Annotated in this window: 13 protein-coding genes, 3 tRNA genes and 2 pseudogenes; 5 read left to right on the forward strand and 13 right to left on the reverse strand. The window is 73.0% G+C overall.

Annotated elements, in window-relative coordinates:
- Positions 1–84: 84 nt before the first annotated feature.
- From MRQ36_RS05695 to MRQ36_RS05710, 4 genes are all read left to right on the forward strand, one after another.
- The gene (locus MRQ36_RS05695; protein WP_242793479.1) at positions 85–939 is read left to right on the forward strand and encodes a helix-turn-helix domain-containing protein; all 855 of its coding nucleotides are present in this window, start codon (positions 85–87) and stop codon (positions 937–939) included.
- Between the two features lie 75 nt (positions 940–1,014).
- Entirely contained in the window at positions 1,015–1,959 is a 945-nt protein-coding gene (locus tag MRQ36_RS05700; protein WP_242793487.1) for an NADP-dependent oxidoreductase, read from the forward strand.
- Positions 1,960–2,013: 54 nt separating this feature from the next.
- Entirely contained in the window at positions 2,014–2,952 is a 939-nt protein-coding gene (locus MRQ36_RS05705) for an alpha/beta hydrolase (protein WP_242793489.1), read from the forward strand.
- Positions 2,953–2,967: 15 nt separating this feature from the next.
- Entirely contained in the window at positions 2,968–4,050 is a 1,083-nt protein-coding gene (locus MRQ36_RS05710) for an alkene reductase (RefSeq protein ID WP_278187438.1), read from the forward strand.
- 34 nt (positions 4,051–4,084) lie between these two features.
- Here MRQ36_RS05710 and MRQ36_RS05715 read toward each other — a convergent pair.
- From MRQ36_RS05715 to MRQ36_RS05745, 7 genes and pseudogenes are all read right to left on the reverse strand, one after another.
- Positions 4,085–4,161, reverse strand: a tRNA-Ile gene (locus MRQ36_RS05715).
- Positions 4,162–4,223: 62 nt separating this feature from the next.
- Complete coding sequence (locus MRQ36_RS05720) at positions 4,224–5,417, reverse strand: hypothetical protein (protein WP_242793493.1); 1,194 nt, start codon at positions 5,415–5,417, stop codon at positions 4,224–4,226.
- A tRNA-OTHER gene (locus MRQ36_RS05725) sits at positions 5,398–5,469 on the reverse strand. The genes MRQ36_RS05720 and MRQ36_RS05725 overlap by 20 nt, the downstream gene beginning before the upstream one ends.
- A gap of 454 nt (positions 5,470–5,923) precedes the next feature.
- Entirely contained in the window at positions 5,924–6,871 is a 948-nt protein-coding gene (locus tag MRQ36_RS05730) for a hypothetical protein (RefSeq protein ID WP_242793495.1), read from the reverse strand.
- Between the two features lie 65 nt (positions 6,872–6,936).
- A pseudogene (locus MRQ36_RS05735) lies at positions 6,937–8,174 on the reverse strand (FAD-dependent oxidoreductase).
- Positions 8,164–10,305, reverse strand: a complete 2,142-nt coding sequence (locus MRQ36_RS05740) for an MMPL family transporter (protein WP_242793497.1) — start codon at positions 10,303–10,305, stop codon at positions 8,164–8,166. The pseudogene MRQ36_RS05735 and the gene MRQ36_RS05740 overlap by 11 nt, the downstream one beginning before the upstream one ends.
- Positions 10,306–10,480: 175 nt before the next feature.
- Positions 10,481–10,553, reverse strand: a tRNA-Asn gene (locus tag MRQ36_RS05745).
- A gap of 262 nt (positions 10,554–10,815) precedes the next feature.
- On the opposite strand from MRQ36_RS05745, the gene MRQ36_RS05750 reads away from it, so the two are divergent.
- On the forward strand, positions 10,816–11,220 hold the full coding sequence (locus tag MRQ36_RS05750) for a hypothetical protein (RefSeq protein WP_242793499.1): 405 nt from the start codon (positions 10,816–10,818) through the stop codon (positions 11,218–11,220).
- Between the two features lie 74 nt (positions 11,221–11,294).
- Here the strand turns inward: MRQ36_RS05750 and MRQ36_RS05755 are convergent, their stop codons facing one another.
- The 6 genes and pseudogenes from MRQ36_RS05755 to MRQ36_RS05780 form a co-directional block, all read right to left on the reverse strand.
- Complete coding sequence (locus MRQ36_RS05755) at positions 11,295–12,122, reverse strand: ABC transporter permease (RefSeq protein WP_242793501.1); 828 nt, start codon at positions 12,120–12,122, stop codon at positions 11,295–11,297.
- Positions 12,119–13,057, reverse strand: a complete 939-nt coding sequence (locus MRQ36_RS05760; RefSeq protein WP_242793503.1) for an ATP-binding cassette domain-containing protein — start codon at positions 13,055–13,057, stop codon at positions 12,119–12,121. The genes MRQ36_RS05755 and MRQ36_RS05760 overlap by 4 nt, the downstream gene beginning before the upstream one ends.
- A 144-nt stretch (positions 13,058–13,201) precedes the next feature.
- Positions 13,202–13,882 carry a response regulator transcription factor gene (locus MRQ36_RS05765; protein ID WP_242800857.1) on the reverse strand — a complete coding sequence of 227 codons (681 nt, stop codon included), beginning with the start codon at positions 13,880–13,882 and terminating at the stop codon, positions 13,202–13,204.
- A complete protein-coding gene (locus MRQ36_RS05770) occupies positions 13,879–15,063 on the reverse strand; it encodes a sensor histidine kinase (RefSeq protein ID WP_242793505.1) in 1,185 nt (394 codons plus the stop codon). Before MRQ36_RS05770 ends, MRQ36_RS05765 begins: the two co-directional genes overlap by 4 nt.
- Positions 15,064–15,325: 262 nt before the next feature.
- Positions 15,326–16,306, reverse strand: a pseudogene (locus MRQ36_RS05775) (polyprenyl synthetase family protein); the annotation flags it as partial.
- A 119-nt stretch (positions 16,307–16,425) separates the two neighbouring features.
- Positions 16,426–17,499 (reverse strand): YihY/virulence factor BrkB family protein, encoded by a 1,074-nt coding sequence (locus MRQ36_RS05780; RefSeq protein ID WP_242793507.1) that lies wholly within the window; start codon positions 17,497–17,499, stop codon positions 16,426–16,428.
- Positions 17,500–17,504 lie beyond the last annotated feature (5 nt).

Consider the following 17,504-nt stretch of genomic DNA (forward strand, 5'->3'; position numbering starts at 1 on the left):
GAGCCCGGCCCGCTGGCCGTGGTGATGAACACCAGGGCCGCCCGCCAGGGGCCGCTGTCCGGGCTGTCCGGGCACAATCGGGCGGTGGAACATCACGAGTTCGGTGCCGCGGTGCGCCAGTTGCGGGAGAGCACGGCGCCAACGGCTGTCGGGCTGACGATCGGCCGTCGGCGGGTGCAAGGGTTGCGGCGGGAGGAGCTCGGCGAGCTCGCGGGGATGTCCGCGGACTACGTACGCCGATTGGAGCAAGGGCGCAGCCATCCGTCGGCCGGGGTGGTGAACGCCATCGCCCGTGCGTTACGGATCGGGCGGGCGGAGTACGAGCGGCTCTGCGCGCTGGCCGGGTACGCCGCCGCGGACGGGCAGGTGCCGAACGACGTCGGTCCGGGTGCGATGCGGCTGCTGGAGCGGTTCACGGACACTCCGATGTTCGTCTCCGACGCGGCGATGAATCTCGTCGCCGTGAACAGTGCGTTCATGGCCCTGGGGCACTGGGATCTCACCGGGGACCCGTGGGAGTGGAACATCGCCTGGCGTACGTTCTGTGATCCCTTCAACGGCTTCAAGCAGTCCGCGGCGGACGCGACCGATCATGAGGCGATCCTCGCCGCCCAACTGAAGAGCGCGCTGTTGCGCTACCCCGCCGACGCGTCGCTTGCCGCGCTGGTGGACGAGATGCGGAGCCGAAGCCGCCTGTTCGACACCTTGTGGCGCGCGCCGCGACCGGTGGCGGCCTACGAGAGCAGTGCGGAGTTCATTCATCCGGACGGCGGCGCCGTCACGCTCGTCGGCAGCATGCTCGCCATCCCGGGCGACGACTTGGCGGCTCTGATGCTCACCGCGGCGCCGGGCTCGGCCGATGCGGCGCGGCTCGCGGAGATCGTCGGCGGCGCCGGGGAACCGACCATCGTCAAGGTGGGCCAGCCCGGCCCAGGTTAACCGCGCTGAATCCTGCGAAGTTGGGTGACGTCACCAGCAACACGCTGACGGCACTCACCGAAAGCAGGTTCAGCAATGAAGGCAGTTCGTTTCCACGAGTTCGGCGGTCCCGAGGTCCTGCGGTACGAGGACGTCGAGCAGCCCACCCCCGGCACCGGTCAGGTCCGGATCCGCGTCGCCGCGACCTCGTTCAACGGCGTCGACGGCAACATCCGCGCGGGCTACATGCAGGGCCCGATCCCGGTCGAGCTCCCGCACACCCCCGGCCTCGACGTCGCCGGCACGGTCGACGCGCTCGGTGACGACGTGGACGACATCGCGGTCGGCGACCGGGTCGTCGGGTTCCTGCCGATGACGGGGACCGGGGCGGCCGCGGAGTACGTGATCGCGCCGGCGGAGATTCTGACGGGGGCACCCAGGAACATCCCGCTGGCCGACTCGGCCGCGTTCCCGCTGGTGGGCTTGACCGCGTGGCAGGCGCTGTTCGACCACGGCAAGCTGACCGCCGGTCAGCGGGTGCTGATCAACGGCGCCGGCGGGGCGGTCGGCGGATACGCGGTGCAACTGGCCAAGGAGGTCCGTGCCCAGGTGATCGCGACGGCCAGCCCGCGCAGCGCCGAGCGGGTCAAGGCCGCCGGCGCCGACGAGGTGATCGACCACACCACCACCGCCGTGACCGCGGCGGTGACCGAGCCGGTCGACCTCGTACTCAACCTCGCGCCGGTCACCCCGGAGCAGCTGGCCGCGCTGGTCACGCTGATCCGTGACGGCGGCACCCTCGTCAACACCACCGTCTGGATGCCCGCCCCTTCCGACGAGGTGCGCAGCGTGCGTGGCATCGACTTGTTTGTCCGCAGCGACGCCGACCAACTCGCCGACCTGGCCGCCCGCGTCAGCACCGGTGAGTTGCGCGTCGACGTCGCCCACCGGGTGGCGCTGGCCGATCTGCCCGCACTCCACGCCCAAGCCGGCGCGGGCGAGCTGCTGGGCAAGACCGTCGTCCTCGCCCCCACCGCCTGACACATCCCGGCAGAACCTGACCCACCCCCAGGAGAAACAGTCATGTCTTTGTCTTTGGATCCCGAGATCGCCGCGGCGCTGGCCCCGATGGCCGGGGCGATGGCCGAAGCCGCACCACCGGCGGTGGGCGACATCGAGGGGCGTCGCGCCTGGTGGGAACCGATCATCGGTGCCGCGAGCAACGCCCAGCCCATTCCTGCCGATGTCACGATGACCGACCACACCGTGACCACCGCCGATGGCGCGCAGATCACGGTGCGCTGGTACGTCAAGGACGGCGTGACGCCGGGCTCGGCCGTGGTCTTCTTCCACGGCGGCGGATACATCTTCGGTCACATCGACCTGTTCGACGGTCCGGTCGCCCGTTACGTGTCGGCTTCCGGCGTGCCGATGCTGTCGGTGGAGTACCGCCGCGCGCCCGAGTTCCCGTTTCCGACGCCACTCGAGGATGCCTACACCGCGCTGCGCTGGCTACACGATCACGCTCCCGAACTGGGCGTGGACCGCGACCGGATCGGGGTGATGGGCGACAGCGCCGGCGGCGGTATGGCGGCGGCGCTGACGATCCTGACCCGCGAGCGTGGCGGCCCGAAGATCGCCCACCAACTGCTGCTCATGCCGATGCTCGATGACCGCCCCACCGCAGCCGATCCCTACATCGAGCCGTACGTGTTGTGGTCCTACGACGACAGCCGTACCGCGTGGCCGGCGCTACTCGGCGAGGCTGCCGGCGGACCAGATGTCCCGCCCACCGCCGCTCCGGCCCGGCTCGACGACGCCACCGGCCTGCCGCCGGCCTACATCGAGGTGGGCCAGCTCGACGTCTTCCGCGACGAGGACCTCGCGTACGCGGCCGAACTCAGCCGCGCGGGCGTCCCGGTCGAGTTTCACCTGCACCCCGGCGCCCCACACGAGTTCGACTCGATCGCTTTCGCGTCCGACGTCGCTCGACGCGCCATCGCCGACCGCGTCCGCGTCCTCACGTCGCTCTAGAACCGAGGTCTTCTGATGAACACTCTCTGGACTCCCACCACTGTCGGATCCATCGAGCTCCCGCACCGTCTCGCCATGGCGCCGATGACCCGTGACCGGTCCCGGGCCGACGGCGTCCCCACCGGTCTCAACCGCGAGTACTACCGCCAGCGCGCCTCGATGGCCCTGATCATCACCGAGGGCACCCAGCCTTCCGCCGACGGGCAGGGCTACCTGCTGACCCCGGGCATCTACACCGAGGCGCACATCGCGGGCTGGCAGGAGGTGACCAAAGCGGTGCACGCCGCCGGCGGGCGCATCGTCGTCCAGCTCATGCACACCGGTCGCATCTCCCACCCCGACAACACGCCGCACGGCCGGCAGCCCGTCGCGCCGTCGGCCCTCCAGCCCAAGGGCGCGATGTTCACCGCATCCGGCCTGCAGGACATGCCCACCCCACGGGCACTGGACACCGACGAGGTCGCCGGGGTCGTCGGAGAGTTCCGCCACGCGGCCTCAGCGGCAATCGCCGCCGGCTTCGACGGCGTGGAGATCCACGGCGCCAACGGCTACCTCGTCCACCAGTTCCTCGCCGGCAACACCAACTACCGCGCCGACCGGTACGGCGGCTCGATCTCCAACCGGATCCGGTTCGCAGTCGAGGTCGCGTCGGCGGTGGCCGACGAGATCGGTCCCGAGCGCACGGGCATCCGCCTCTCGCCGGGCAACCCGTACAACGACATCGTGGAGAACGACACCCACGCGGTGTACCCGACGCTGATCGCTGCCCTGGCTCCGCTGAACCTCGCCTACCTGCACCTGATGCACGCCGGCGACGACGAACTGCTGCGCGCACTCCGCCGGGCCTGGCCGACGGCCGTGCTCCTCAATCGCGCGGGTGCCGGCATCAACGCCCGCGTCGCCGATCTCGACGCAGGACTGGCTGACATCATCACCGTCGGGACGATGGCGCTGGCAAACCCCGACCTGCCCGCTCGCCTCCGCGCCAGCGCACCGCTCAACGAACCGGACCCGGCCACCTTCTACGGTGGTGACCACCACGGTTACACCGACTACCCCACGCTGGAAGACCCGCCCTCTAGCGAAGACGCCGCTTGAGGTACGGATTCCGGATTTCCCGGTCACGTGCCGTTGGTGGGGCGGGCGGGACTCGAACCCGCGACCGAGGGATTATGAGTCCCCTGCTCTAACCCGCTGAGCTACCGCCCCGCTACCGCGCCGGATCGTAACCCGCCCGGTCGATCTTCGACCACCACCGGAACGGCGGTCTCTCAGCGCCTCCGCCGCCGCACCAGCACGATGGGCAACGCGAGGATAACAGTGAGCAGCCAGCCGAAGACGACCATGCCCCACAGCATGCCGTCGTCCGGGTCCGACTCCTCGGCAAGGAGCATGCCGAGGGTCAGCAGCAGGCTGAGCCCACCGACGGCGAGGGCGGCGAGACCGCTGACCACCATCAGCGGGATCTCCCACCCGGCGCGCTTCACCGGCTCGGGACGCTGCGCCGGCCGGGGCCGGTTGCCGCCCGCGTACGGCTGGGGGATCTTCTCCGGCGGGCGGGCCGGCATGGGCACCCGCCGGTCGGCGGCGACCTGCTGGTCGATGACGCCGATGGCGCCGGGGTGCAGGTCGAACAGGGTGGGCTCGATGTGCATGGCGATGGCGTCGTTGCCGATCAGCCGGCGGGCGCCGTCGGGCCAGGCGAGCATGGCGGCGCACTCGGCGTACCGGACGGTGAGCGGGCCGCCGGGGCCGACGTAGCTGACCCCGTCGAGGCCGACCCGCAGTTCGCCGTCGCCCTGCCGTTCCCGGTAGGCGGTGCCGGTGACGGTGTGGGTGGAGCGGGTGGGTGCCTCGACGAAGCCGGCCCAGTCGGCGGTGTGCCCCTCGGGGACCATGAGCAGCGCGCTGGCGGTGACCTCGCGGGTGACCTCGTGCAGGTCGGCGAGGGTGACGGCCTTCAGCTCGCCGCGCAGCTCGTCGACGGTGAGGCTGCGCTCGCCGGTGAGCAGGTTCAGCGCGCAGCCGGGCAACCGGTCGGCGTCCGCCTCGGCGGAGGCCAGCGAGTCCTCCCGCTTGGCCACCGCGGCGTCCAGGTCGGCCTGTTCGATCCGGCCGACCCGCAGCTTGGCCAGCACGTCGACGAAGCCGCCGAGCAGGGCGTCCTGCTTCTCCGGCAGCGCGTCGGCGAGGGCGCGGAGGGTGGCGTGGCCGTCGCCGCGCGGCTGGTAGCCGGTGTTGATGGCGTAGGAGACGCCGTCCTCCTGGCGCAGCGTGCGGTAGAGCTCGCGTTCCAGCACCCCGGCGAAGACGCTCGCGGCGGTGCGGCGCCGCACGACGGCGTCCAGCACCACGGCCCGCGAGCCGTTGACGAAGTACGCGGGCGTGTGCGGCAGCGCCGACGACGCGGCCGGCACGGGCCGGCGTACGCCGCTGGGCAGCGCCAGGCGCAGGCCGGCCGGCACCCGGTCGCCGGCGATCCACAGTACGGCGTTCTCCCGGGTGAACCACTGCGCCGCCCACCAGCGCAGGTCGTGCTCGGTGAGCGCGTTGAGCCCGAACTCGGCATAGCTGGGCAGCCCGTGGTCGCGGGCGCCGTGCCGCCACAGCGGGATGTCACCGATGGTCGAGTTGCCCCGGCTGGACCACTCGGTCCGCAGGATCTCCTTCTCCACTTCCAGCCGGGCCATCGGCAGGTCGTGGATGGTGCGGCAGACGGTGCCGAGGAAGCCGGCGACGTCCGACTCGGAGCCCTGCATGTAGAAGGAGGTGAAGGTCGGCGCGGTGGCGCCGTTGAAGTGGTGGTCGGCCAGGCCGAGCGGGGCGAGGGCCAGGTGTTCCAGCAGGTGGGTGATGCCGCTGCGGGCCAGCGTCTCGTCGGCGATGCCGACCCGGAAGGTGAGGCCGGCCCGCATCGGCCCGGCGGTGGGGGCGAGCAGCGTGGGCACGCCGTCGACGTCGAGCCGGCGGATCATCGGGGGCCACCCTTCGCGTACGCCTCGGCGCGGAACTTGTCGAGCGTGCTGGTCCCGTTGAGGTAGGACCAGGGGTATTCGCTGCCCAGGTGTCCCAGGGCGGCGAACTGGGCGGCGGCGGCGGGCCACTGGTCGAGCAGCCCGAACCAGAGGGCGAAGACGGAGCGGGTGGACACCCAGCCGGGTTCGTGCCGGAAGTGCGGGTGCAGCACGGAGCGCTGCGCGGCGGTCCAGATGTCCTGGGCGACCCGCGGGTCCCGCACGTACGCGGCCCGCTCCCCCTCGGTGTCGAAGTCGAAGTACCGCTCGAAGTGCGCGTCGGCGAGCAGGACGGCGTTCTGCGCGCCCTCGGGGGCGGCCAGCATGCGTTCCCGGGCGAAGGTGAAGACGGCGTCCCAGCTGCCGCTCCACTTGGGGCAGAGCTGCTGGAGCAGGTTGGACTGCCCGCGTAGATCGTGCGGCGCGTACCGGGCCAGCCGGTCGTAGCGGCGGCGGGTCTCGGCCTGGCCCAGTTGCAGGCCCCGCGCGGTGGTCAGTCGCTCCTGCCAGGCGAGGACGTTGCCGGGTTCGCGGGCGCAGACGTCGATGAGGATCTGTTCGGCCCGTCGCAGGTGGTCGTGGAGCTGGTCGAACTGCTCGCGGCTGACGTGTTCGGCGCGCAGGCTGGTACGGATCTTCCAGCCCTCGGCGACCAGGTGGGCGGCGAGCATGGTGGCGGCGACCGTGTCACCGGGCCGGTGGGCCAGCACCGCGCGCAGGAAGTCGCCGACCCCGTCGACGTCGTCCGCGGCGTCGGCCAGGAGCGACCGGCCGGCCCAGTCGCGGGGGTCGAGCAGCTGCCGTACCCGGGTCCAGTCCCGCGCGGCGAGCGCGGCGCGCATGTCGTCGACCTCGGGGAACGCGGCGGCCGGGTCGAAGTCGATCGCCGGGAGGGGTACGGGCATGGCGGCGATCATAAGTGATCAACAGTGGGGTGCGGGTCCCCCGTCCAGCCGGTACGCCACCCTCCCTAGCTGGACCGCAGCGCCGCCAGGACGGCGCCGGCGGTGCGCCAGCCGCTGGCGAGCGCCCCCTGGATCGACGGACTGTCGCGGTGGTCACCGGCGACGAAGAGCCCGTCGCCGAGCGCGACCGGTTTGCGCAGCCGTCCCTGCGGGGGCGGGGCGGCGGGCAGCGCGTCCGGGATCGTCACGGTGGTCAGGTGGGTCCAGTCCGCGGTGGACCGTCCGTAGAGGCGGGCCAGCTCGCGGCGGACGGCCGGCTCGGGCGGGGCCTGGGGTCCGACCGCGGAGGTGGCCACCAGGTGCCGCCCGGCCGGCGCGTACGTCGGCGCGGCGTTGCTGAGCACGACGGTGTTGGCGACGACTTCCCGCCGGTCGCCGTCGACCAGCAGGATCGGCTCGGCCAGCGGCGGGGTGTCGGTGGCGTGGTACCAGGTCGTGTAGCTGTGCATGCGTACCCGGGAGAGCCGGGGCAGCAGGTCGGCCGCGGCCGGCGGGTCGACGGCGACCACGACGGCCCGGCAGGCGAGGTCGCCGGCCTGGGTGCGGACCCGGCCCGGCGCGACCTCGGCGACCGGGGTGTCCAGGTCGATCAGGTCGGCGGGCAGCGGGGCGGCGACGGCCGCCGGCAGCGCGGCCATGCCCTGTGCGGGCAGGCCGATCCGGCCCCGGGCGAAGGAGCGCAGCACCATCGCCAGCACGTGGCTGGAGGTCTCCAGCTCGCGGTCGATGAAGACGCCGGAGAGGAACGGGCGCAGCAGCTCCTCGATGATGGCGTCGGAGAGGCCGGCCCGGCGCAGCGCGGCCTCGCTGGTGGTCTCCTTCGCGTCGAGCAGCCGGCCGACGGGCAGGTGGCGCAGCCGGTGGCGAGCGCGGCGAAGCGCAGCCGGTCGGCCAGCGAGCCGACCCGGGCGGCGGCGGTGCGGGGCGCGCCGGCCGGTTCGCGCAGCGGGTTGACCAGCCGGTCGAGCCGGTCGCCGCGGCGGACCAGCACGCCGGAGGTGAAGAAACCCAGGTCGAGGATGTCCAGGTCGAGCAGGGTGCCGAGCCGGGGGTAGGCGGTGTTGAGCACCTGGAAGCCGCGGTCCAGCAGATAGCCGTCGACCTGGTCGGTGGCGACCCGGCCGCCGAGCCGGTCGCCGGCCTCCAGCAGCCGCCAGGGCACGCCGGCGCGGTGCAGCCGGCGGGCGGCGGCGAGGCCGGCCAGGCCGCCGCCGACGATCACCACGTCGGTCTCAGCGAGCACGGTCGGCCTCCGCGCCGGTCCGGTCCCCGTCGCGGGTCGTCCGGGACAGCCGGCTGGGCCACCACACCTTCGGCCCGATGTCGTACGCCAGGGCGGGCACCAGCAGCGACCGGACGATGATCGTGTCGAGCAGCACCCCGACGGCGACCGCCACGCCCAGCTCGACCAGCACCACCAGCGGCAGTACGGCGAGCGCGGAGAAGGTCGCGGCGAGCACGATGCCGGCGGAGGTGATGACCCCGCCGGTGACGGCGAGTCCGGCGAGCACCCCGGCCCGGGTGCCGCGTTTCACCGATTCCTCGCGCACCCGGCTCATCAGGAAGATGTTGTAGTCGATGCCGAGGGCGACCAGGAAGACGAAGGCGAAGAGCGGGAACGACTGGTCGACGCCGGGGAAGTCCAGCAGGTACTTGAAGATCAGCGCGCAGAGGCCGAGCGTGGCCAGGAACGACAGCACCACGGTGGCGATGAGCAGCAGCGGGGCGAGCAGGGCACGCAGCAGCAGCGCCAGGATGACCGCGATGACCAGCAGCACCACCGGGATGATGACGTTGCGGTCCCGGGTGGAGGCGTCGGCGGTGTCCACGTTGATCGCGCTGAACCCGCCGACCACCGACTCGGAGCCGGGCACCTTGTGCACGGCCTCACGCAGGTCACGGATGGTCCGTTCGGCGCCGTTGCTGTCGGGCGGGTCGGCGAGCGTGGCCTGCAGCTGCACCCGCCCGTCGACCACCTTGGGCGGGGCGTTGGGGTCGGGCGGACCGGCCTGGCCCTGCTGCGGGGTGAGCGGACGGACGGAGGAGACGCCGGGCACCTGCTGAGCCACCTGGGCGACCTGCCGGGCGGTCTGCTCGGTGGTGAAGATGGTGGCCGGGCTGCCGGTGCCGGCCGGGTAGTGCCGGGCGATCGCCTCCTGGCCGGCCACCGAGTCGGTGCGGTTGGTGAACAGGTCGGACTGGCCGAGGGTGGTGGCGCCGAGCTGGGTGACGCCGATGGCGAGGGCGGCCAGCCCGACGGCGGTGACCAGCCACACGGTCCGGGCCCGCCGGGCGACGAAGGCGGCGATCCGGCTCCAGATGCCGTGCTCGGTCTGCGGGTCGGCCTCGTCGTGGCGGGGCCGGCGCGGCCAGAACGCCCACCGTCCGCCGAGGACCAGCAGGGCGGGCAGGAAGGTGAGCATCACCAGCAGCGTGGCGGCGATGCCGACGGCGGCGACCGGGCCGAGCGCCCGGTTGGAGTTGAGGCTGGACAGCAGCAGGCAGAGCAGGCTGACGATGACGGTGGCACCGGAGGCGACGATGGCCGGCGCGGCGCCCTTCCAGGCGGTCCGCATGGCGTCCCAGGGGCGTTCGTGCCGGTGCAGTTCCTCCCGGTAACGGGCGATCAGCAGCAGCGCGTAGTCGGTGCCGGCGCCGAAGACCAGCACGGTGAGGATGCCCTGCGCCTGCCCGTTGAGCTTGATCACGTCGTTCTTCGCCAGGAAGTAGACGAAGACCGACGCCAGCGAGTAGGACATGCCGGCGGCGAGCAGCGGGAACACCCAGAGCACCGGGCTGCGGTAGACGATCAGCAGGATGATCAGCACCACGACCAGGGTGACCAGCAGCAGCGGGCCGTCGATGGCGGTGAAGACCTCGATCAGGTCGGCGAGCAGCCCGGCCGGTCCGGCCACGTCCACGGTGAGTCCGTCGCGGTCGCTGCCGGCGATCTCGCGGAGCCGGTCGACGACCTGTCGGATCTGTTCGCCCTCCGCGCTGTCGATCGGGACGACGACCTGCACGGCCTGCCGGTCCTGGCTGACGATCGGCGGCGACAGCGGGGTGACCACCCCGGGCACCTGGGCGAACCGGGCGGCGTCGGCCTGCACCCGCTGCTGGTCGGCGGGCGTGATGCCGGAGCGGCGCTCGTAGACGACGAGGGCGGGGGTGGTCTCCTTCTCCACGAAGCCGGCGGAGAGGTTCTGCGCGCGGGTGGCCTCGGCGTCGGCGGGCAGGAAGGAGGCGTTGTCGTTGGTGGCGACGTCGCCCAACTTGCCCGAGTACGGTCCCGCGATGCCGCCCACGATCAGCCAGCCCAGCACGATCGCCACCGCGATCAGCGTGGCAGTCCAGCGGCCCCGTCCTCCGGCCATCTTCACCCACCCCTGAGAAATCGACGCACCAATCGACGCAGCGGGAAGTCTAGGTCGACATCGACCATCCTGCCGGGCGAGGGGACACTCCGGGCGGAAAACGGCCGGCGAGGACGGACGGGCACAACGAGAAGCGCCCGCCGGCAGGGGCCGACGGGCGCGCTGTGGAGCTGAGCTCCCCCGATTGGACTCGAACCAATAACCTGCCGGTTAACAGCCGGCTGCTCTGCCAATTGAGCTACAGGGGATCGTGCACCGCCCCGACCGGCGGATCTCTCCGCGCCGTGGCGACGGGACAAGAGTACAGGACGGTGGGGGGTGGCGCGCCAGGGGGTTACCGCATCGCCGACCGGTCTGTTCCGTCCCCCGATTACGGACAATTCGTCATCTCGGCGCAGGGAGGCATGAGCGCGGAGCAGGATGGGTAGTTAGCCGTCGACAGAGAACGTAGGCGCGAGTAGGCCGCTCCCGATCGGGAACGGCAGCGCGTCAGGTACGAGAGGAGCCGCCATGCGCGGAAAGATCATGTTTCTTGGCGGGCTGGCTGCGGGATTCGTCCTGGGCGCCCGTGCCGGTCGGGAGAAGTACGAGGAGCTGGTGGTCCGGGGCCGCAAGGTGCTCGACCACCCGACCGTCCAGGAGGCGGCGGGGGTCGCGCAGGCCCAGGCCAACCGGCTCTACAGCGAGGGCAAGGACAAGCTGGGCCAGACCAAGCTCGGCGAGAAGCTGAACACCGGCAACGGCAGCCGGGAGCTGACCGAGGCCGACAAGCCCTTCGCCGGCACCCCGGCCACCGTAGGCGCCAAGGCCGGCTCGTCCAGCACGGGCTCGACCGCTTCGACCACCGGCTCGTCGGCGACGACGACCCCGCGGCCGAAGCCGTCCGGCACGGGCACCAACAACAGCACGCTCTGATCCGTACGACCGAGCGGGCCGGCACCTCCGGGTGACCGGCCCGCTGTCGTGTGCCCTGCCGACCGCGACGTGCCTCAGGCGTCGCGGCGGGAGAGCAGCACGGTGGCGGTGCCCAGGAGCAGCACCAGCCAGCCGACGAAGACGGCCAGACCCGCGCCCGGGGAGAGCAGGTCCGGGCTGGACGAGATCGACATGAACGCCTGCCCGGCGTTCGACGGCAGGTACGGCGAGATGGTGTCCGACCAGCTCTCCGGCAGCAGCGACACCACCCCGGGAATCACCAGCAGCAGCGCCACCACGCTGGTCAGCGCGCCGGCCGTGTTGCGCAGCAGCGCGCCCAGCGCCATCCCGAGCACGCCGACCCCGGTCAGGTAACCGGCGGTGCCGAGCACCGCGCGCAGCACCCCGTCGTCGCCGAGGGAGATGCCCTTGTCGCCGAGGACGGCCTGCCCGCCGAGGAAGGTCAGCAGCACGGTCGGCACCAGCACGGCCAGCGAGACGCCGGCCAGCACGGCCACCTTGCCGGCGAGCACCGGCCAGCGCCTCGGCACGGCGGCCAGCGAGGAGCGGATCATGCCGGTGGAGTACTCCCCCGCCACCAGCAGGACGCCGAGCGTGCCGATGAGCAACTGGGCCAGGTTGACCCCGCCGAGGCTGGCGCCGAGCGGGTCCAGCGAGGACGGGCCGCCGGGCGGTGCCGGGGTGCCCGGCTCGATGGTGGCGTCGGACAGGAACGCCGAGAAGCCGAGCCCCAGGGCGACGAAGACGACCACCGTGGCGGCCAGCATGATCAACGACGAGCGGAGCGAACGGAACTTGATCCACTCGGCGCGCGTCACCCGCCACCAGGTGACCCGCGCGTCGGCGGGAACGGTGGTGGCGGGAACGGTGCTGGCGGTCATCGGGTGCTCCTTCCGGCGGGTACGGGCCCGGCGAGGTCACCGGAGTATTCGACGGCGTCCCGCGTCATGGTCATGAACGCCTCCTCCAGGGAGGCCTCGGTGGCGGTCAGCTCGTGCAGGGTGAGACCGGCCCCGGCGGCCCGGTCGCCGATCTGCTCGCGGCTCAGCCCGGTCACCTCCAGCAGGCCCGGCTCGCTTGAGGTGACCGTCACGTCCGCGCCGACCAGCAGCTCACGCAGCGTCCCGGCCTGCGGCGAGCGGACCCGGACGCCTGTCCGGGACGCCTGCCGGGTGAACTCGGCCAGGGAGACGTCGGCGATCAGCCGGCCCCGACCGACCACGATCAGGTGCTCGGCGGTCTGCGCCATCTCGCTCATCAGGTGCGACGAGACGAAGACCGTCCGCCCCTCGGCGGCGAGCCCGCGCAGCAGCCCTCGGATCCACCGGATGCCGTCCGGGTCGAGGCCGTTGACCGGCTCGTCGAGCATCACCACCGTCGGGTCGCCGAGCAGCGCGGCGGCGATGCCGAGCCGCTGACCCATGCCGAGGGAGAAGCCACCGGCCCGCTTGCCGGCCACCTCGTGCAGGCCGACCAGGTCGATCACCTCGTCGACCCGGCGGCGGCCGATGCCGTGGGTGGCCGCCATGGCGAGCAGGTGGTTACGGGCCGACCGACCGGTGTGCACCGCCTTCGCCTCCAGCAGCGCGCCGATCTCGCGCAGCGGGGCCGGGTGGTCGGCGTACCGGCGGCCGTTGACGGTCACCGTGCCGGAGGTCGGGGCGTCCAGGCCGAGGACCATCCGCATGGTGGTGGACTTGCCGGCGCCGTTCGGGCCCAGGAAGCCGGTGACGATCCCCGGCCTCACCCGGAAGGTCAGGTCGTCGACGGCGAGCCGGTCGCCGTAGCGCTTGCTCAGGTGCGTCACGTCAATCATGGGCCCAACGGTGGCCCGCGTAGCCGGCCCGCCGCGTCGGCCGGTCGCGGACACCTGCGCGTACCGCGCCCGCGGTACGCGCACGCCCCCGCTACCGCAGCCGTCGCGGCCGGCCCACCCGCCGGTCCGCGCCGAGCGGCCGGGTCAGCGCGCCGGGGGCTCGCCGACCCGGACCAACCCGCTCTGGTACGCCACGACGACGAGCTGGGCCCGGTCCCGGGCGCCCAGCTTCATCATCGCCCGGTTGACGTGCGTCTTCGCGGTCAGCGGGGAGACCACCAGCCGCTCGGCGATCTGCTCGTTCGACAGTCCGGCGGCGACCAGGGTCACCACCTCACGCTCCCGCTCGGTGAGCACCCGCACCTGCTCCGGGGTGGCCCGCGGGTCCGGCTCCGGCTGGGCCAGGAACCGGGCGATCAGCCCCCGGGTGGCCTTCGGCGACAGCAGCGCCTCCCCCGCCGCGACGGTACGGATCGCGTCGAGCAGCTCGGCCGGTTCCACCCCCTTGCCGAGGAAGCCGCTGGCCCCGGCGCGCAGCGCCTGGAAGACGTACTCGTCGACCTCGAAGGTGGTCAGGATCAGCACCCGTACGCCGGCCAGGTCCTCGTCGGCGGTGATCTCGGCGGTGGCGGCCAGCCCGTCCAGCTCGGGCATCCGGATGTCCATCAGCACCACGTCGGCGCGGAGGCTGCGGGCCCGTTCGACGGCCTCCCGGCCGGTGGCCGCCTCACCGACCACGGTCAGGTCGGGCGCGGAGTCGATGAGCACCCGGAATCCGGCCCGCAGCAGCTTCTGGTCGTCGGCGAGCAGCACCCGGACGGTCATGCGGCCTCCTCCTCGGGGGCGGGCAGCTCGGCCCGGACCAGCCAGCCGCCCTCCGGTCGCGGCCCGGCCGAGAACGCGCCACCCACCGTCTCGGCCCGCTCCCGCATGCCGACCAGTCCCAGCCCGGCACCGGGGCCGGCGGCGTCGGCCGGCCGGGGCGGGCCGTCGTCGCGTACCTCGATGGTGACGCCGTCGGGGTCGTAGCGCAGGCGGACCGCGACGGCCGCACCCGGCGCGTGCTTGTGCGCGTTGGTCAGCGACTCCTGGATGATCCGGTACGCGGCCACGTCGACGGCGCTCGGCAGCGGCCGGGGCTGCCCGGCGACGGTCCAGCGCACCGGCTGCCCGGTGCTGAAGCCCTCCACCAGCGCGTCGAGCCGGTTGAGGCTGGGCGCCGGCTCGGTCGGCGCGTCGGTCTCGTCGTCGCGCCGCAGCACCCCCAGCAGGGTGGCCAGCTCGTCGAGGACGGTCCGGCTGGCCGAGCGGACGTGCCCGAGCGCCTCCTGCGCCGCGTCGGGCTGCTCGCGCAGCAGGTGCCCGGCCACCCCGGCCTGCACGTTGATCAGCGCGATGTGGTGGGCGACCACGTCGTGCAGCTCCCGGGCGATGCGCAGCCGCTCCTCGGCGACCCGACGGCCGGCCTCCTCCTCCCGGGTCTGCTCGGCCCGCCGGGCCCGTTCCTCCAGCACCGCCACGTACGCCCGCCGGCTGCGCACCGCGTCGCCGACGGCGACCGCGACACCGAACCAGAGCAGCAGCACCACCACGGCCGGGTCGTACCACGACACGTCGAGCGTGGCCGCTCCCGCGGCGCCGAGCAGGAGGGCACTCGCCGCACCGGCCGCGACGCCGGTGCGCCGGTCGGTGCGGGTGGCGACGGTGTACGCGGCGATCCCCACCGTGAGCACGAAGGGGCCGCGTGCCTGGTGGCCGAGAAGGGCGAGCACGACGGCGGCGAGCGTCGCACCGAGCACCGGCAGCGGGTACCGGCGGCGCACCGCCAGCGCGGCGCAGCCGATCAGGACGAGCAGCACCGCGCCGAGGCTGAGCGGGTCCCGGGGCGGCCCGCCGGGCGGGTTCACCGGCAGCAGGCTGACCGCGAAGAGAACCGTGGCCAGCAGCGCGTCGGCAACCGTCGGGTGCGTCCGCGCGACCCGACGCCAGTCCGCGAGGCGTCCCATGCGGCCAAGGTACGGCAGCCGGCCGGGGCGGGACCGGGCGCGTCCCGGGGTCGGGCCGGCGTCGGTGCTGCCGGTGCACCGCGCGGGCCGCCAACCCGGCCAGCGCCGATCGCGCCGGCTCCGTCACCGGCAGCCGGTCCAGCGCGGCCAGGCCATCGCGGCGCGTACCCCGATCATCTGCTCGACCCGCCGGCGAAGCGCCGGTCGCCTCGATGACCCGGCGCAGCTCGGCGGCGTCCGCCCCGGCCAACGCCGGGTCGCCGACGAGGTCCCGCAGCCGGGCGGACTGGGCCGGGTCCGCGGCGGCCCGGGTCAACGCCAGCAGCACCGTGGGCTTCCCCTCGCGCAGGTCGTCCAGGTTCGACTTGCCGGTCACGGCGGGGTCGCCGAAGACGCCGAGCAGGTCGTCGCGGAGTTGGAAGGCGTCGCCGAGCGGATCACCGAACTCCGCCAGCGCGCGCAGGGCGACCCGGTCCGCACCCGCCAGCGCGGCCCCGATCTGCAGCGGTCGGGTCACCGTGTAGCGGGCGGACTTCATCCGGATCACCGTCAGCGCGGTCCCCACCGCACCGTCACCGGCCGCGCCGTCGCCGTCGGCGCTCGCGGCGCGTACGTCCAGGTACTCCCCCGCGATCACCTCGGCGCGCATCAGCGCGAAGACCCCGTACCCCCGGCGCACCTGCTCGGCGGGGAGCCCGCAGCCGTGGAACATCCGGTCCGACCAGATCGCGCAGAGGTCCCCGCAGAGCAGCGCGGTGTTCCGCCCGTACGCCTCCGGGTCGCCCCGCCAGGACGACCGGACGTGCAGGTCGGTGAAGAGCCGGTGCACCGACGGCTCGCCGCGCCGGTGATCGCTGCGGTCGATGATGTCGTCGTGGATCAGCGCGAACGCGTGGAACAGCTCCAACGCCGCCGCGGCCACCACGATCGGGCTGCCGTCCGGGGCGCCGCAGCCACGCCAACCCCAGTAGCAGAAGAGAGGCCGCAGCCGCTTCCCCCCGGTCAGCACGAACCGGTGCAGGACGGCGAGCACCGCCCCCGGCACCTCGACCGGCCCGCCCGGCACGTCGACCGACCGGCCGGGCCCCTGACGGTCGAGGAAGGCGGCCAGTTCGGCGTCGAACCGGGTGCGCAGCGCGGCCGGATCGGTCGGTGCGACGGTGACGGTCATCGGGTGGCCCCGACGCGCGCCGCCTCCGGGTCGGGACAGTTTCCGAGCCGGTCGGCATCCATGGTTGACCATACCCCGGGGCCGGCCGGTGGACCCGGTGCGGCCCGGTCCGGTGCACCGCAGGACCCCGACGCCGGACAGCCGTCCGCCCCGCAGCGGACGCGGCGGGGCGGACGGGCGACGGTACGCGGTCAGCGACGGGCGTTGCGCTTCTTCTTGAGCTTGCGGTCGTCGCGCAGCTCGACGTACGGCTCCTCCTCGACCGGGTGCCCGGCCTCGATCGCCCGGCCGCGTTCCAGTTCGGCGTCGAACTCCGCGCCGAGCAGGATGGCGATGTTGCTCAGCCAGAGCCAGACCAGGAAGACGATCACGCCGGCCAGCGCGCCGTAGGTCTTGTTGTACGAGGCGAAGTTGCTGACGTAGAGGGCGAAGAGACCGGAGATCACCAGCCAGATCACCACGGCGAGGATGCCGCCCGGGCTGACCCAGCGGAACCCGCCGTGCCGGGCGTTCGGCGACGCCCAGTAGAGGATGGCGAACATCAGGCTGACCAGGATCAGCAGCACCGGCCACTTGGCAATGTTCCACACCGTCAGCGCGGTCGAGCCCAACCCGATCACGCTGCCGACCTGCTCGGCCAGGCCGCCGGTGAAGACCACGATCACCGCGGCCGCCAGCAGCAGCACACCGACCAGTGCGGTCACGCCCAGCCGGATCGGCAGGGTCTTCCAGATCGGCCGTCCCTCCGGCACGTCGTAGATCGAGTTGGAGGCGCGCATGAAGGCGGCGATGTAGCCGGAGGCCGACCAGAAGGCGGCGAGCACACCGATGATCGCGGCGATGCTGGCGAGGCCGCCCGAGGCGCCCGCCTGGTCGATCGCCGCCTGGATGATCTTCTTGATGCTGTCGTCGGGCACCACCTGGTTGACGGTGTCCTTGACGCCTTCGGTGGCACTGGTGCCGAGCAGGCCGAGCACGGAGATCAGCACCAGCATGCCCGGGAAGATCGACAGCACGCCGTAGTAGGTGAGGGCGGCGGCCCAGTCGGTCAGGCTGTCGTCCTGGAACTCCTTGACCGTGCGCTTCAGCGCCGCCTTCCAGCCGCTGCCCGGCAGCTCGGTCGGGCTGTCCGGCCCCTCGTCCGGCCCGACCGGTCCGCGGTTGCGCCCGCGACCGGCCGGCAGGTGCGCCCGGTCCCGGGTCTCGACCGCGCCGGATGGGTCCCGGTCGGGCCCGGTGCGGGCGGAAGTCTCGTCGGAGGCCATCGCCC

The organism is Micromonospora sp. R77 (assembly GCF_022747945.1).
Classification (GTDB): domain Bacteria; phylum Actinomycetota; class Actinomycetes; order Mycobacteriales; family Micromonosporaceae; genus Micromonospora.

Bases quoted from the DNA above. Each gene is read 5' to 3' on its own strand.
- MRQ36_RS05750 (WP_242793499.1), top strand. From the start codon at position 10,816: ATGCGCGGAAAGATCATGTTTCTTGGCGGGCTGGCTGCGGGATTCGTC.
- MRQ36_RS05780 (WP_242793507.1), bottom strand. From the start codon at position 17,499: ATGGCCTCCGACGAGACTTCCGCCCGCACCGGGCCCGACCGGGACCCA.
- MRQ36_RS05770 (WP_242793505.1), bottom strand. From the start codon at position 15,063: ATGGGACGCCTCGCGGACTGGCGTCGGGTCGCGCGGACGCACCCGACG.
- MRQ36_RS05710 (WP_278187438.1), top strand. From the start codon at position 2,968: ATGAACACTCTCTGGACTCCCACCACTGTCGGATCCATCGAGCTCCCG.
- MRQ36_RS05760 (WP_242793503.1), bottom strand. From the start codon at position 13,057: ATGATTGACGTGACGCACCTGAGCAAGCGCTACGGCGACCGGCTCGCC.
- MRQ36_RS05740 (WP_242793497.1), bottom strand. From the start codon at position 10,305: ATGGCCGGAGGACGGGGCCGCTGGACTGCCACGCTGATCGCGGTGGCG.
- MRQ36_RS05700 (WP_242793487.1), top strand. From the start codon at position 1,015: ATGAAGGCAGTTCGTTTCCACGAGTTCGGCGGTCCCGAGGTCCTGCGG.
- MRQ36_RS05765 (WP_242800857.1), bottom strand. From the start codon at position 13,882: ATGACCGTCCGGGTGCTGCTCGCCGACGACCAGAAGCTGCTGCGGGCC.
- MRQ36_RS05730 (WP_242793495.1), bottom strand. From the start codon at position 6,871: ATGCCCGTACCCCTCCCGGCGATCGACTTCGACCCGGCCGCCGCGTTC.
- MRQ36_RS05755 (WP_242793501.1), bottom strand. From the start codon at position 12,122: ATGACCGCCAGCACCGTTCCCGCCACCACCGTTCCCGCCGACGCGCGG.